The 14237-nt window shown below is 51.7% G+C and carries 16 protein-coding genes and 1 pseudogene; 7 read left to right on the top strand and 10 right to left on the bottom strand.

The window, feature by feature from the left end:
• Nucleotides 1–35 precede the first annotated feature (35 nt).
• From ilvB to IX31_RS07900, 3 genes are all read left to right on the top strand, one after another.
• Nucleotides 36–1724 carry an acetolactate synthase large subunit gene (gene ilvB / locus IX31_RS07910; RefSeq protein WP_034456868.1) on the top strand — a complete coding sequence of 563 codons (1689 nt, stop codon included), beginning with the start codon at nt 36–38 and terminating at the stop codon, nt 1722–1724.
• A gap of 3 nt (nt 1725–1727) precedes the next feature.
• The gene (gene ilvN, locus IX31_RS07905) at nt 1728–2009 is read left to right on the top strand and encodes an acetolactate synthase small subunit (protein WP_034456867.1); all 282 of its coding nucleotides are present in this window, start codon (nt 1728–1730) and stop codon (nt 2007–2009) included.
• 211 nt (nt 2010–2220) lie between these two features.
• Complete coding sequence (locus IX31_RS07900; protein WP_051880606.1) at nt 2221–2415, top strand: hypothetical protein; 195 nt, start codon at nt 2221–2223, stop codon at nt 2413–2415.
• On the opposite strand, the gene IX31_RS07895 is transcribed toward IX31_RS07900, so the two are convergent.
• The 3 genes from IX31_RS07895 to IX31_RS07885 all read right to left on the bottom strand — a co-directional run bounded on the left by IX31_RS07895 (nt 2405) and on the right by IX31_RS07885 (nt 4224).
• Complete coding sequence (locus IX31_RS07895) at nt 2405–3157, bottom strand: anti-sigma factor family protein (protein ID WP_034456866.1); 753 nt, start codon at nt 3155–3157, stop codon at nt 2405–2407. The two genes, IX31_RS07900 and IX31_RS07895, sit on opposite strands and share 11 nt — an antisense overlap.
• Nucleotides 3154–3603 (bottom strand): RNA polymerase sigma factor, encoded by a 450-nt coding sequence (locus IX31_RS07890; RefSeq protein WP_232864287.1) that lies wholly within the window; start codon nt 3601–3603, stop codon nt 3154–3156. The genes IX31_RS07895 and IX31_RS07890 overlap by 4 nt, the downstream gene beginning before the upstream one ends.
• An 87-nt stretch (nt 3604–3690) precedes the next feature.
• Nucleotides 3691–4224 carry a tetratricopeptide repeat protein gene (locus IX31_RS07885; protein WP_034456865.1) on the bottom strand — a complete coding sequence of 178 codons (534 nt, stop codon included), beginning with the start codon at nt 4222–4224 and terminating at the stop codon, nt 3691–3693.
• 156 nt (nt 4225–4380) lie between these two features.
• Here IX31_RS07885 and IX31_RS07880 point away from each other — a divergent pair, with 156 nt between their 5' ends.
• From IX31_RS07880 to IX31_RS07870, 3 genes are all read left to right on the top strand, one after another.
• A complete protein-coding gene (locus IX31_RS07880) occupies nt 4381–4809 on the top strand; it encodes an OsmC family protein (RefSeq protein WP_034456864.1) in 429 nt (142 codons plus the stop codon).
• 213 nt (nt 4810–5022) lie between these two features.
• Nucleotides 5023–5352, top strand: a complete 330-nt coding sequence (locus IX31_RS07875) for a type II toxin-antitoxin system RelE/ParE family toxin (RefSeq protein ID WP_034456863.1) — start codon at nt 5023–5025, stop codon at nt 5350–5352.
• A complete protein-coding gene (locus IX31_RS07870) occupies nt 5342–5644 on the top strand; it encodes a helix-turn-helix domain-containing transcriptional regulator (RefSeq protein WP_034456862.1) in 303 nt (100 codons plus the stop codon). The genes IX31_RS07875 and IX31_RS07870 overlap by 11 nt, the downstream gene beginning before the upstream one ends.
• A gap of 43 nt (nt 5645–5687) precedes the next feature.
• Here IX31_RS07870 and lldD read toward each other — a convergent pair whose 3' ends face one another.
• The 7 genes and pseudogenes from lldD to IX31_RS07835 all read right to left on the bottom strand — a co-directional run bounded on the left by lldD (nt 5688) and on the right by IX31_RS07835 (nt 12990).
• Nucleotides 5688–6869, bottom strand: coding sequence for an FMN-dependent L-lactate dehydrogenase LldD (gene lldD, locus IX31_RS07865; protein ID WP_034456861.1), 1182 nt, complete (start codon nt 6867–6869; stop codon nt 5688–5690).
• On the bottom strand, nt 6866–7651 hold the full coding sequence (gene lldR, locus IX31_RS07860) for a transcriptional regulator LldR (protein WP_034456860.1): 786 nt from the start codon (nt 7649–7651) through the stop codon (nt 6866–6868). The genes lldD and lldR overlap by 4 nt, the downstream gene beginning before the upstream one ends.
• A complete protein-coding gene (lldP, locus tag IX31_RS07855; protein WP_034456859.1) occupies nt 7651–9306 on the bottom strand; it encodes an L-lactate permease in 1656 nt (551 codons plus the stop codon). Before lldP ends, lldR begins: the two co-directional genes overlap by 1 nt.
• 274 nt (nt 9307–9580) lie before the next feature.
• Nucleotides 9581–10933, bottom strand: a pseudogene (locus IX31_RS07850) (PepSY-associated TM helix domain-containing protein); the annotation flags it as partial.
• 41 nt (nt 10934–10974) lie between these two features.
• Nucleotides 10975–11394: a DUF2946 domain-containing protein gene (locus IX31_RS07845; protein WP_034456857.1), complete on the bottom strand. Its 420-nt coding sequence runs from the start codon at nt 11392–11394 to the stop codon at nt 10975–10977.
• 98 nt (nt 11395–11492) lie between these two features.
• The gene (locus IX31_RS07840) at nt 11493–12548 is read right to left on the bottom strand and encodes an NAD(P)-dependent alcohol dehydrogenase (RefSeq protein WP_034456855.1); all 1056 of its coding nucleotides are present in this window, start codon (nt 12546–12548) and stop codon (nt 11493–11495) included.
• 19 nt (nt 12549–12567) lie between these two features.
• Nucleotides 12568–12990: a (R)-mandelonitrile lyase gene (locus IX31_RS07835; RefSeq protein ID WP_034456853.1), complete on the bottom strand. Its 423-nt coding sequence runs from the start codon at nt 12988–12990 to the stop codon at nt 12568–12570.
• Between the two features lie 256 nt (nt 12991–13246).
• On the opposite strand from IX31_RS07835, the gene IX31_RS07830 reads away from it, so the two are divergent.
• Nucleotides 13247–14140: a LysR family transcriptional regulator gene (locus IX31_RS07830; RefSeq protein WP_034456851.1), complete on the top strand. Its 894-nt coding sequence runs from the start codon at nt 13247–13249 to the stop codon at nt 14138–14140.
• Nucleotides 14141–14237: the final 97 nt, after the last annotated feature.

Raw genomic sequence — 14237 nt, 5'->3', positions numbered from 1 at the left:
AAAAGCGAAACGGCATAAGAAGAAGGACTGGAGCAATGGCAATTTCGGAAAACCCACCTCAAGCAAACCGTATTACGGGCGCACAATTAATTGTGCAAATGCTTGAACATCATGGCATCACCACCGTTAGCGGTATTCCCGGTGGCACCGTACTGCCGCTCTACAACGCGCTGAGTAAAAGCCAAAAGATCCGCCACATTCTGGCGCGCCACGAACAAGGCGCGGGCTTTATGGCGCAGGGCATGGCACGCACGCAGGGCAAAGCTGCGGTATGTATCGCCTGTAGCGGGCCTGGCGCGACCAACCTCGTGACTGCGATTGCCGATGCGCGCCTCGATTCCATCCCACTGGTCTGTATCACCGGCCAGGTGCCGAAATCGATGATTGGCACCGACGCATTCCAGGAAGTCGACACCTACGGCATCTCCATTCCCATCACCAAACATAACTATCTGGTACGCGATATTTCAGAACTGCCGCAGGTCATTTGCGACGCGTTCCGCATTGCTGAATCTGGCCGCCCAGGTCCGGTGTGGATTGATATTCCGAAAGATGTACAAACCGCTGAAATCGATATCAGCGAGTTACCGCCCGTTTCTGCACATACCGCCGCGCCACAGTTTGAAGCCCAACAGATTGCCGATGCAGCCGCGATGATTAACCAGGCCCAGCGCCCGGTGCTGTACCTCGGCGGCGGGGTTATCAATGCTCACGCCAACACTCGTATTTTGGCTGAAAAAGCGAACCTGCCAACCACCATGACGTTAATGGCGCTTGGCACCGTTCCAGCTAAACATCCGTTATCGCTGGGTATGCTTGGGATGCACGGTGCGCGTAGCACTAACTACATTTTGCAAGAAGCGGATCTGTTGATTGTGCTGGGTGCGCGTTTTGATGACCGTGCGATTGGCAAAACCGAAGAATTTTGCCCGAATGCGAAAATCATTCACGTAGATATCGATCGTGCGGAACTGGGGAAAATCAAACAGGCGCATGTTGCGATTCGCGGTGATGTGGGTGAAGTACTGGAACAATTACTGCCAAAAATTGACGCCCAACCGCGCCAGGCGTGGTTGCAACAAGTGGCCGGTTTGCAGCAAGAGTTCCCGTTCAATATGCCCGGTGCAGACGACCCATTAACGCCGTACGGCCTGATTAGTGCAGCAGCATCATGCGTGGATGATGAAGCAATTATCACCACCGACGTTGGACAGCATCAAATGTGGGTGGCGCAAGCGTATCCGCTAAATCGCCCACGCCAGTGGCTGACATCCGGCGGGCTGGGAACGATGGGCTTTGGCCTGCCAGCGGCAGTCGGTGCGGCATTAGCCGAACCCGCGCGTAAAGTGCTGTGTTTCACTGGCGACGGCAGCATCTTGATGAATATTCAGGAGATGGCGACTGCCGCCGAGCACAATCTGGATGTGAAAATCATCCTGCTGAATAACCAGGCATTGGGGCTGGTACACCAACAACAAACGCTGTTCTACCAACAAAATGTCTTTGCCGCGACCTATTCAGGGCAGACAAACTTCCTGAAAATTGCCGAAGGCTTTGGTCTCGCAACGTGCGATTTGAACGCCGCCGAAAACCCGCAACAGGCGCTGCAAGAGGCGATTTCACAACCAGGCCCATGCCTGATTCATGTGCGAATTGATGCCAGCGAAAAAGTATTCCCGATGGTGCCGCCAGGCGCTGCCAACATTGAGATGATTGGAGAGTAAGTCATGCAACAACTAACCGTTATTCTGGAACTTACGGTGCGTAACCATCCGGGCGTGATGTCTCACATTTGCGGCCTGTTTGCCCGCCGTGCGTTTAACGTTGAAGGCATTCTCTGCCTTCCGCTACCGCAGGGCGATCAGAGCCGAATCTGGCTACAAGTAGCAGACGACCAGCGCCTTGAGCAAATGATTAGCCAGATCGACAAGCTTGAAGATGTGGTGCAAATCAGGCGTGATGCCGATGGCGCAGGTGTATTTGGCAAGCTGACTGCTTTAGTTCAGTAGCATTTAAGGGTGGGTAAACGGTTAGTTTATCCACCTCATTTTTAATGTCAGATGCTTTTTTACTGCAACGTTTCTTCATTTTTTCACAATCCTGAAAGCATCTCGCAAAACAATAATTTGCCTGAAAAAAAGACATACCATATTCAGGAACCCAGGGTAGATTTGGTTTTATAGATACAGTATTGATAAACGTAAGGATAAGGAGATCAACATGATTCTTGAAAAACTTCCAGCAGAACCAGAAAGTTGGGATAACGTTCTTGCTCTAGTGAAGAAAGCAAAAGTACCGGGCACATTCCTTGATGAACAAGAGCGTAATCAAGGCATTGTGCAAAAAGATCTTTTTGCAACGATGGATTTACCACCTACAAGCAGTGACTATCTTTTCCGTCAAACTAAACGCTAAAACTTCGCTGCAATCGCCCGGCAATCTCATTCATCTGCGCCTCAGAACCATGCCCAATGACCATAAACTGATGGTTCGCACTTGCCCAATAAACAATATTCATGCCGAGCCGTTGTTCGTTCTTTTTTTGCATCCCGCGGCCTGTATTTTTTGTAATACATAACGCCATTGGGCCGTGTACTTCATCAAGCCAGGTAATTTGCGCAATTTGCTGGTCGTCATAAGCCAGTATTCGCGCGTTCTTTAATACAGCACCAGGTAAGGACAGACTCGAAGAGGAAAGAACAAGGCCTAACTGCTCGCCAGCTGTGCGCAGTTGCGCATCCATAGACTGGTTCGATGGCGTTTCCGCCAGCGTCTCCGGCGTATAAAGCGCCATATATTGCGCCACTAATTCGCGCCAGTTATCTTCGGGTTGTGTTAAGTAAATAATCACCCGGTCACCCATTACGCCAAGTGCCAGAAAACTGACGGCGGCAGCAATCAGATGCCGTCGTGATACTGCAGGTGTTTGGTGAGTGTTGGGATAAAGGGTCTGCTGTAAGCGTTCAATTGGGGCCATCTGCAGCAGCGGTTCAAAAGCCTTTTTAAATGGCAGATTGCTACGCTCAAGTAGCGCCAGACGCTGAGCCAGAGCGTCGTCCTCAAGCAGCCTGCTTTCCAGAACGTTGCGCTGTTCTTCACTCAACTCATTATCCAGATACGCCACCAGCATTTCGTCCGAACCGAGGGGAAGTCTCATGATTTCTCTCCTTTGATTTGCGGCGAATTTGGCTGGAGTGCGCTGTCCCTTGCAAGCGTGAGACGCGCCGTGGAAAGGCGGCTCATTACCGTTCCAACAGGCACATTCAGCACTACTGCTGCTTCCTGGTATGACAACTCTTCCACATATACCAAAAAAACGGTATTCCGCTGTGCTTCGGGTAGGCGATTAACGCGTTTCATCACATCGTTTGACCAAATAGGGTCATCACTGTTTTCAGTTCCGGGCAACTCATCAACATCGACAAAACCTTGCCCACGGCGAATCTGCTGGGCCCGAACTTCGTTAATCCAGATCGAATGCAAAATAGAGAACAGCCAGCGGTCCATACGACTGCCAGCAACATATTGCGAAGCGCGTTCCAGTGCCCGCACACAAGTAGCCTGAACGAGATCGTCCGCCACATCCCGTTTATGTGAAAGCACCAGGGCGTAACGCCACAAACGGGAGAGGTAGTGGGCAATTTCGTTGCGTATTGTCTCGCTGCTGATTTTTGCCTCCAGAGGCGAATATCAGGATTCCGGATGACCGTCGATGGCTGCCGCAAGGTCACGATATTCTTCGCAACCGACACCGCACAGCGTTTTGATAGTCGCTAGCTGTTCGCGTGCTAAATCAGGACGATTTTTGATCATGTAGGCTTCGCCCAGATATTCACGAACCTTTGGATATTTGGGATCAAGCGCCACAGATTTTAAATAATAGCTGATGCCTTCATCGGTGCGGCCAAGCTTGCGAGTGGCGTAACCCCGATAGTTCAGCGCTTCGGCAGTGTTGGGATCTTTTAGCGTGTTGAGCATGTCCAGAGCTTCTTGATAACGGCCTGCTTTTGCCAGTGCGTAGGCGTAATCGGTACGCGCTTCATCGCCAATCATCCCGCTTTTATCGACCATACAGGTTTTGGTTTTTGAGTCATAAATTTGCCCTTTCGGGCAGGTTGGCGGAACGGGTTCATCATTGCTGCCACCCATTGCCTGCGCATAGCCTGAAAGTAATAAGAAGCTGCTCGCAACGGCAGGTAACAACCAGGGAGAGAAACGGTTCATGGTAAAGCCCTCGTGGTGTTCGGTATGCAGTGAACAGTTGAGGGTGAGGATTTATTCGATTTATTTTTATGCGTTAAGGATTGCTCTTAGTTACCAGGCAGACCTGCATTCAACTTCTATACTTATGCTTTGCATAAATAAAACAGGAGCACAAAGATGACGATTCATAAGAAAGGGCAAGCTCACTGGGAAGGTGATATTAAACGCGGTAAAGGCACCGTTTCTACAGAGAGCGGGGCATTGAAAGAACAGCCATATGGTTTTAATACCCGCTTTGAAGGGGCCGCCGGGACCAATCCAGAAGAGTTAATTGGTGCTGCGCACGCTGCCTGTTTCTCGATGGCGCTCTCGCTGATGCTTGGTGAAGAGGGCTACACAGCAGAAAGTATTGATACGGTAGCCGATGTTTCACTGGATAAAACCGATGGTGGTTTTGCCATCACCAAAATAGCGTTAACCAGCACGGTAAAAGTGCCGAATGCTGATAGCGCGAAGTTCGACAAAATTATTCAGAAAGCCAAAGCCGGTTGTCCGGTTTCACAATTGATGAAAGCTGAAATTACCCTCGATTACAAACTCAATTAACGTTCTACAAACGCTGTCCCGATGAATTTCGGCGGCAGCGTTGCTCCATTCATTTCCATGCTGGAAGGCATGCCGCAAAGCTGAAACACTTTCCAGAACAACCCTGCCAATTTTCTTTTCTATGCCATAGTCTGCACCCACAAGAGATTATTTTGCTCAAAATAAAGTCATTGACTGATGTGGTATAAAAGCTACAATTGTGGGGTTTCAAGGATGAATATTATTAAGTACTTCAAACTGCAAAACGGTAAGACCCCTTTTAACGAGTGGTTAAGAGCATTAAAGGATGCGCGGGCAAAATTTAAAATTGTGCGGCGCATTGACCAGTTAGCGCTCAATAACCCTGGTGACCATAAGTCTTGCAGGCAAGGTGTATGGGAAATGCGAATTGATGAAGGTCCTGGTTACCGGATTTATTACGCGCATGAAGGCAAGAATACTTACCTATTATTGCTCGGTGGCGATAAACGCAAGCAGCAAGCGGATATCCGCCAGGCAGCAGCGTGGTGGCAAGAACATCTGGAGTTAAAAAATGAAATTTAATGAGTTCGACCAAACTGTTATTGAAATGCTTCAGGAAGATCCCGCCTTTGCCGTTGAATATATAAAAGGGGCATTTGCGGGTCTGGATGAAGAAAACGGTGAGGTGTTATTCCTGCTCGCATTACGTCGTCTCGTTGAAGCTCGAGGCGGGTTTAGCAAAATTGCCGCCGAAACCAAACTGAACCGTGAAACGCTCTACAGAACGCTTTCCGAACGCGGTAACCCGACCATCAGCACCACTAAAAAAATAATTAATGCTGCTGGTATCAGTTTTGCGGAGCTGACGAATTAAGTGAAAATGCTCGCCACTTACATCCTGGCGAGCATCAGTTTCTTTAAAACCCAACAGCCATGCCTTGTGGGGAAAGAATATCTTTCAGCCCTTCGCGCACCAGCAATTCAGGGCTGATTTCAGAGATAGATTTAGCACCAGTTAGCGTCATCGCTACACGCATCTCTTTCTCGATTAAGGTCAGCAAGTTGGTGACACCTGCCTGGCCGTGGGTTGCCAGCGCATACAGATAAGCGCGGCCTAACAGGCAAGTATCGGCTCCGAGCGCAATCATGCGCACCACGTCCAGCCCGCTGCGGATACCGCTATCGGCAAGAATCGCGATATCGCCTTTGACAGCATCAGCAATGGCCGGCAGGGCGCGGCACGATGAAAGCACGCCGTCGAGCTGGCGGCCACCGTGGTTTGATACAACAATCCCATCGGCCCCGAAACGTACCGCATCTTTGGCATCCTGCGGGTCGAGAATGCCCTTGATGATCATCGGGCCATCCCAGAACTCACGAATCCACTCCAGGTCACTCCAGGAAATTGAAGGGTCGAAGTTATTTGCAAGCCAGCCAATATAATCTTCAAGCCCGGTCGGTTTGCCCAGATAAGTTGAGATATTGCCCAAATCATGCGGGCGACCGTTCAGGCCTACATCCCACGCCCATTGCGGATGCGTAACGGCCTGCCAGTATCGGCGCAGTGCGGCATGTTGCCCGCTCATACCGGAATGCGCATCGCGATAACGCGCGCCTGGGGTCGGCATATCAACGGTAAACACCAGCGTCGAACAACCTGCGGCTTTGGCGCGCTCCAGCGCATTGCGCATAAAACCACGGTCTTTTAAAACATACAGCTGGAACCACATTGGCCGGTCAATCGCAGGTGCCACCTCTTCAATCGGGCAGACAGAAACGGTGGAAAGTGTAAACGGAATGCCTTTTGCGGCTGCCGCTTTTGCCGCCTGCACTTCACCACGGCGGGCATACATTCCGCACAAACCAACTGGCGCGAGCGCTACCGGCATTGATAGGGTTTCATTAAACAGTTTGGTCTCAAGGCTCAATGCCGACATGTTTTTCAATACGCGCTGCTTTAACGCCACCTGTGCCAGGTCATCAACGTTGCGACGTAGCGTATGTTCGGCATACGCGCCGCCGTCAATATAATGGAACAGGAATGGCGGCAGAATACGTTTTGCCGCGGCGCGGTAGTCTGATGCAGCTGAAATAATCATGGATTTTCGTCCCTTGTTACGTCGGTATCTTCATCGGGCAGGCGGGTGATTCGCGCCTGTCGGGCTTCATCTTCATGCAGGGTTTTAATCGTGGTATGGACAAACCCAAGGTGTGTTTTTGCGGCAAGGCGCGCACGTTCCGGGTCGCCTGCCAGAATGGCCTGCAACAGTTCGTTATGTTGTTCGGTAAGCCCGGCAAAAATTGCCGGTACGGTGTACATGCGCTGGCGGCTATGCATCACAGATGATTGCAGCAGGTCAAAAAAACCGCGCATGGTCTGGAGCAGCACGATATTGTGCGAGGCTTCGGCAATTGCCAGGTGAAAGCGCACGTCGGCCTGGGCTGCCAGATCCGGGTCATCGCTCTCTTTAAATTTCACCGTCGCATCAAAGCAGGCAATGAGCTTCTCTTTGTCGGCAGGGGTGGCACGCTGAGCTGCGTACCACGCAGTGCTGGCTTCTATCGCGTGGCGCGCTTCTAAAATGTCGTAACGGTAATTCGGGTCATCTTCCACCAGAGTTTTTAGTGGTTGTACGATGCGTTGTTCAGACCATGCCTGAACTTCATAGCGCACAAAGGTGCCGCCGCCGCGACGGCTAATCAGAATGCCTTCGCTAATCAGCTTTTGAATCGCCTCGCGAATCGATGAGCGTGATACGCCCATTTCAGCTGCAAGCTGGCGTTCGGCGGGCAACCGCATACCCGCCTCCAGATTACGTTCGCTAATCAGTGCTTTTACGCACTCGACCAGATGGTCGGCCAGGCGCAGGTGCGTCGTCATTAAGGGATCATCCAGGTTAAGACATAAGCCTGTAGTGTAGTAATGACGCCAACCATGCAGGTGAAAATCAGGCTGTGTTTAACGGTAAAGCGGAACAGGTCCGACTCTCTACCCACAAGCCCTACGGCTGCACAGGCGATGGCGATGGACTGTGGTGAAATCATCTTCCCGGTAACGCCACCAGTGGTGTTGGCGGCAACCAGCAGCAAGTCCGACACGCCAATCTGCTGTGCAGTCGTAGCCTGCAACGCGGCGAACAGGGCGTTTGATGAAGTATCTGAACCCGTCAGGAACACGCCCAGCCAACCGAGGAATGGCGAGAAGAATGTAAATGCGTGGCCGGTGTGAGACAGCGCCAGAGCGAGTGTTGCCGAAAGGCCAGAGTAGTTGGAGATAAACGCGAATGCCAACACCATGCCGATGGAGTAAATCGGCAGCGCCAGCTCCCTGATTGTTTCACCGAAGGTTTCGATGGCCGCTTTCGGTTTCATGCGCAGATAAACAATGGAAATAAGTGCTGCAACCAGAATCGCGGTACCGGTGGCGGAGAACCAGTCAAATTTATACACCGCCGCGTAGGCCATGCTTTGCGCTACAACCGGTGGCATTTTGGCGACCATTTTATCGAGGAATGGCACCGAGACGTTAAATACCCAATCAGCCATGGCGCCACCTGGTGCAAACAGTGCTTTAAACGGCGGAATGCTCCAAAGTGTGACGGTTGCGGTCAGGAAGATAAACGGCATCCAGGCACGAACCACCTGGCCTGCGGTGTAGTTTTTGCGAGCCAGCGTCTGATCGGTAACCGATGCGCCAATATCACCAAAACGGAAGATGCGAACCGGCTTCCAGACGCGCAGAAATGCGGTCAGACATACCAGCGAAACCAGCGATGAGATAATGTCCGGAAGCTCTGGCCCTAAGAAGTTTGAGCTGAGGTACTGCGCGATAGCGAACGAGCCACCAGCCACGATAACTGCAGGCCACGTCTCCTTAATGCCGCGCCAGCCGTCCATAATCGCCATAATCCAGAACAGCACAATCATGGTCAGGAACGGTAACTGGCGGCCTACCATTTGGCCGATTTCAAAGCTATCAAGCCCGGTGACCTGGCCGGCGACAATAATGGGAATCCCCATCGCACCAAACGCTACGGGGGCGGTGTTCACAATCAGGCAAAGACCTGCGGCGTATAGCGGGTTAAAGCCTAGGCCAACCAGTAATGCGGCGGTAATCGCCACTGGTGCACCAAAACCCGCAGCCCCTTCAAGAAACGCGCCGAAGGAAAAACCGACGATCAGCATTTGCAGGCGCTGGTCAGGCGTAATGGAAAGAATCGACGAACGGATAATGTCGAACTGCCCGGTTTTTACCGAGATTTTATAGACGAAAACAGCGGCGATAATAATCCAGGCAATCGGCCAGAGCCCGTAGAAGAAGCCGTACACCACTGACGACAATGCGCGGTCAACCGGCATACGGTAGAAAAGTAACGCGACTAATAGCGCCAGGACAACGGTAATGGTGGCGGCGGTGTAGCCCTTCATACGCAGCTTAATCAGTGCGAAGAAGAAGAAAATAATCGGAATAGCGGCGATGAGGCTTGATAGCCATATGTTACCTGCGGGGTCATAGACTTGTTGCCAGGCTTGCATGCAGGACTCTCCAGAACGTGATGTGCTTATTATTTTTCGCTTAATTGGTAGGACCAATATGGCGATGTAGGGTAGGTGATGTGTAAATGGTTAATTAGTTGTTAACCAATGGCAATGCTGGTGTTGCGCTTTTTTACCGTTATGCACAAAGAGGTCACGTTTTTTCTGGGATTGGTAGGACCAATATTTGAAGGGAAGATCCTGGAGAATACGATTTCCCCCTCATCAGAAAGAGAGGGGGAGGGAATTACGAAGTCTGCAATTTCAACGCGTTTTTGCGCCAGCGGCCAATATCAGCAATGATAAACAGCACCAGGCTGGCACCCATTACCGGCAGGCAGTAGCCAAAAATCAACGCGATAATGACTACACCTGCACGCCATGTACCGGGCAACGCAAGCCACGCTTCACTTAGTGTTTGTGCGGGGTTGCTCGCAGAAGCCGCCGGGCGTTTTAACCACCACATCCGGTAACCGAGAATCACCATCGTGCACAGACCCATGCCAAATGCCGCCAGCAGCAGCTGGTTTGCCAGCCCGAAAAGCACACCCATATGAGCATCAATTCCCCAGCGCGTCAGTTTGGCAACCAGCGGGAAATCAGCGAACCAGGTACGATCAACCACCTTAAAACTTGTTGGATCGACGGCTGCGGTATCGACGTGCGTCGGCCAGGCGCGGTCAATTTCGGTCACGGTCCAGGCTTTATCTGCCGAGCGGGCTGGGCGAATTTCGATTTTACTCGATTCAATTCCAGCGCCACGAGCAGCTACAAGTACCTGATCCCAGACGGTATCGTCTGTTTGCGGCATTACCATGCCCGGCATCATGGCGTGGTGTTCCGCATGAGGGTCGTGTTGCTGATGCCCGGTTTGTGGCACCAGCGCAGTGTTTACCTGTGGCGTCATCCAGCCGAGCGAGCTGCGCATTTTGTCGATATTCCCGCCTGCCCACTGCGACCAGGTGAGCCCAGTGGCTGAGAAAAACAGCAGGCCAAGCAGCAATGCAACACCCAGCGTAATGTGCCAGTGCCGCGCTTTTCTTTGCGGGGTTTGCCGCACTTTAAGCTTTCTTTTGGGCCGAGAGGTCAGCCATAACACCACGCCGCCAAGTGCTGCAACCCATAGCCAGGAAGCAGCAAGCTCACTGTAAATTCTTCCGGTATCGCCCAGTAGCAATGCGCGATGAAATTGATCAATCCAGGTACGCAGTGGCAGCACACCGCTCGTGCCATACACCGTCAAATCACCCTGAATGGCAAGTGTTGCAGGTGAGACAAAAATGGCACGAGATTCAGATTCACCCAGCGCCGGATCCATAAACTGCACGCGCGTGGTGTCACCGGGATAAGGGGCAGGTCGCACGGCCGCTATACGAGCATCATCGCCAATATATTGGCGAGCAGCCGCTATTTGCTGTGAAAGTGGCAGGTTTTGGCCGGTGTCTGGCGTGCGTAAGGCCTCATGATAAAGCGCATTCTCAAGCTGTGGTGTCAGCACATATAGGGTGCCGGTAAGTGCTGCGACGAAAATAAATGGGCCGATGAACAGGCCAATATAGAAATGCAGACGACGCAAAAGCGTCAGCAGCGCGCCACGGTGGGCGAGCTGAGATTGATTCACAGACATGGTTATCTCCAGTGAAGCTGTGACGTTAAATGATGTATGTATTAACGAGACAGTTCGACAGGAGGCGCGCGTGGCAGCGCTTCGGCATCGTCATGCTGGGGCACAAGCGCTGCGATAACCGGAGGAGGTGGCGCACGCGAAATACGCCACGCAAGCCAGATAAATGGGATAAATAGCCAGACGATCAGTGGGATATGCAGCAGAAGTTGGCAGTACCCACAGGCGATATCATCCATCAAGGACGCGCCCGGCATCAAATGGGATGCGGTGGGCATTTCCATGTTGCCCATCTCCATCATCATGCCGTCAGAATGGCTCATTACATGGTGCTCGCCATTGGTCGCCGCACGCCGTTGTTCCAGTGATTTTGAAATCACCGGGGCGATAAAAAGCATCGCCATCGCCAGTAAAGCGAGAGCAAAAGGCCATTTATGGCGTGAAAGGGAGAAGAGTGATGGCAACAGGGCTTTCTACCAAATACAGCGAGTGTTGCGCGATTGTATATGAAATGTGATGTTTGAAGAAATACCCTCTCTTTTTACAGAGAGGGTTTAAGCAATCAGGCTTTCAGCGTTGCCATATCAATCACGAAACGGTACTTCACATCGCTTTTCAGCATCCGCTCATAGGCTGCGTTGATATCCGGCATATTGATCATTTCAATATCTGAAACAATCCCGTGCTCACCGCAGAAATCCAGCATTTCCTGGGTTTCTTTGATGCCGCCAATACATGAACCGGCAACCGAACGACGGCCCAGAATCATCGGCAAGGTACTGACCGGCGGCTCAATATTGCCCAGTAAACCGACATACACCAGCGTGCCATCTAGTGTCAGCGTTGGCATATACGGGTTGATATCGTGGTCGTAAGGCACGGTGTCGATAATCAGGTCGAACTGATTTCTTACCGATGCCATCTGCTCATCATCGGTGGAGAGCACAATGTGATGTGCCCCCAGACGGCGAGCATCTTCCTCTTTGCTCGCAGAACGGGTGAACAGCGTGACTTCCGCCCCCATCGCATTTGCCAGTTTCAGTGCCATATGGCCTAAGCCACCCAGCCCGATAACAGCCACATTGCTACCTTCGCCTACATTCCAGTGGCGCAATGGCGACCACGTGGTAATACCCGCGCACAGCAATGGGGCCGCGCCTTTGAGATCCATACCCTCAGGCATTTTCAGCACAAAATCTTCTGAGGCGACAATCGCCTGTGAGTAACCACCGTAGGTTGGTAGATGATCGTGGCGATCAACGCCGTTGTAGGTCTGCACGTTGCCTTCTTCACAATACTGTTCAAGGCCCTCTTTACACGGATGGCAGATACGACACGAGTCCACCATACAGCCGATACCTGCATAATCGCCTGGCTTGAACTTTGTCACCTCACTGCCAACGGAGGCCACACGCCCAACGACTTCATGGCCCGGCACCAGCGGATATTGACTGAAACCCCAGTCATTACGCGCCTGGTGAAGGTCTGAGTGGCAAACGCCGCAGTACATCACTTCGATCACGACATCATCAGGACGCGGTGCGCGTCGCATAAATTCGAATGGAGCAAGCGGAACATCAGCGGATTGCGCCGCATAACCGAGCACTTTCATCGTCATGTTTGTTCTCCCAGGCAACTTAAGAATGAAGGGTGTTTTTTTTGTACTGATCGTCGCTGACGTGTTCCAGCCACTCGACAGGGCTGCCATTGAGTGACTCGGCAATGGCGATATGTGTCATAGCGTTGTCTGGAGTCGCGCCATGCCAATGCTTCACACCTTCAGGTATCCAGACGATATCGCCTTGATTCATTTCGCGGATTTCACCACCCCATTCCTGCAACCAGCCGTGACCATGGGTGATAATCAGAGTTTGTCCGAGTGGATGCGTATGCCAGGCGGTACGTGCGCCGGGTTCAAAGGTGACGGTGGCACCACCGGTACGAGCAGGAGGCGTGGTCTGGAAAGGTGCATCAATACGGACTCTACCTGTGAAGTAACTTTCCGGACCCGTTTGAGATGGCTGTGATCCAGCCTTGATGATTTTCAGCTTTTCTTCCATTTTTTCCTCTACTTCGGCATTCAATGCCGGGGTTAACAGAGATAACACCAGTCAGAAGTATAGGTAACTGAGCGCGACTGACAGATAAGTTGGCCTTGGTTTGATTCCCCCACGCTTCGTTGTGAGGACCGGGAAAGCTATGTTAGCGCCTGTTATTACTGCTGATTAGCCCGGTAAATACGCAAGGAGCTATGAGTTGAATTCATGAATCGGCGTATACTGTTCACCTGTTAATGCACCGACGGCAGAATTGCATATGTTAAAAGAGAACTTTAACGACCTGATTTCATTCCTGGTGGTAGCCCGTGAACGCAGCTTCACCAAAGCTGCCGCTAAATTAGGCGTATCGCAGTCGGCTTTGAGCCATGCTATTCGCGGCCTGGAAGAGCGCCTCGAATTACGCTTACTGACGCGCACAACACGCAGCGTTGCCCCAACCCAGGCCGGTGAAAAGCTGGTGGAAAGCCTTGGGCCTCTTTTCGCAGAAATTGAAGGTGAGCTGGAAGCGCTGATTGAAATGCGTGAGAACCCGGCAGGCAATATCCGCATCACGGCAGGCGAACACGCGGTGGATTCGGTACTGTGGCCGGTGCTGAAATCATTTCTCGGAAATTACCCGGATATAAAAGTGGAAATTACCGTTGATAACACCCTGACGGATATTGTTGCCGGGCGGTTTGATGCCGGAATTCGTCTTGGTGAGCAAGTCGCCAAAGATATGATTGCGGTCCGCATTGGCCCGGATATGCGCATGACAGTGGTGGGTTCACCTGATTACCTCGCGAAGCAAGGCACGCCGCACTCCCCGCAAGAATTACAAAACCATAATTGCATCAATATGCGCCTGCCAACTATGGGTGGCCTGTATGCCTGGGAATTTGAAAAAGAGGGTAGGGAATTACGTGTGCGCGTCGACGGGCAACTGACATTTAACAGCCTGCGTCAGCGAATTGATGCCGCCACAGTCGGGCTGGGCCTGGCCTATGTTCCGGAAGATTCGGTAGCAGCAGCCGTTGAACGCGGCGAGCTGGTAACAGTACTCGAAGAATGGTGCGCCCCATTCCCCGGTTATTACCTGTATTACCCAAGCCGTAAACAACATACCACCGCATTTTCTTTATTTGTTGAGGCGCTAAGATTTAAGCGTTAATCGATATTTAGCTGTAGTTAATATTTCGTGAAAAGAGATATTACCTAAAATATAAAATAGATATTTTTAGCATTAGCAGTGGCCTGGTTCCAACAGG

This window comes from Buttiauxella noackiae (assembly GCF_000737905.1).
Lineage (GTDB): Bacteria > Pseudomonadota > Gammaproteobacteria > Enterobacterales > Enterobacteriaceae > Buttiauxella > Buttiauxella noackiae.
Note: the sequence above shows the minus strand (reverse complement) of the source record. Positions and strands in the feature narration are given on the sequence as shown.

Excerpts from the sequence above, each read along its gene's own strand:
- IX31_RS07895 (WP_034456866.1), bottom strand. The coding sequence starts at position 3,157 with ATGAGACTTCCCCTCGGTTCGGACGAAATGCTGGTGGCGTATCTGGAT.
- IX31_RS07875 (WP_034456863.1), top strand. The coding sequence starts at position 5,023 with ATGAATATTATTAAGTACTTCAAACTGCAAAACGGTAAGACCCCTTTT.
- IX31_RS07840 (WP_034456855.1), bottom strand. The coding sequence starts at position 12,548 with ATGACGATGAAAGTGCTCGGTTATGCGGCGCAATCCGCTGATGTTCCG.
- ilvB (WP_034456868.1), top strand. The coding sequence starts at position 36 with ATGGCAATTTCGGAAAACCCACCTCAAGCAAACCGTATTACGGGCGCA.
- IX31_RS07900 (WP_051880606.1), top strand. The coding sequence starts at position 2,221 with ATGATTCTTGAAAAACTTCCAGCAGAACCAGAAAGTTGGGATAACGTT.
- IX31_RS07830 (WP_034456851.1), top strand. The coding sequence starts at position 13,247 with ATGTTAAAAGAGAACTTTAACGACCTGATTTCATTCCTGGTGGTAGCC.
- lldP (WP_034456859.1), bottom strand. The coding sequence starts at position 9,306 with ATGCAAGCCTGGCAACAAGTCTATGACCCCGCAGGTAACATATGGCTA.
- lldR (WP_034456860.1), bottom strand. The coding sequence starts at position 7,651 with ATGACGACGCACCTGCGCCTGGCCGACCATCTGGTCGAGTGCGTAAAA.
- ilvN (WP_034456867.1), top strand. The coding sequence starts at position 1,728 with ATGCAACAACTAACCGTTATTCTGGAACTTACGGTGCGTAACCATCCG.
- IX31_RS07870 (WP_034456862.1), top strand. The coding sequence starts at position 5,342 with ATGAAATTTAATGAGTTCGACCAAACTGTTATTGAAATGCTTCAGGAA.
- lldD (WP_034456861.1), bottom strand. The coding sequence starts at position 6,869 with ATGATTATTTCAGCTGCATCAGACTACCGCGCCGCGGCAAAACGTATT.
- IX31_RS07885 (WP_034456865.1), bottom strand. The coding sequence starts at position 4,224 with ATGAACCGTTTCTCTCCCTGGTTGTTACCTGCCGTTGCGAGCAGCTTC.
- IX31_RS07835 (WP_034456853.1), bottom strand. The coding sequence starts at position 12,990 with ATGGAAGAAAAGCTGAAAATCATCAAGGCTGGATCACAGCCATCTCAA.
- IX31_RS07880 (WP_034456864.1), top strand. The coding sequence starts at position 4,381 with ATGACGATTCATAAGAAAGGGCAAGCTCACTGGGAAGGTGATATTAAA.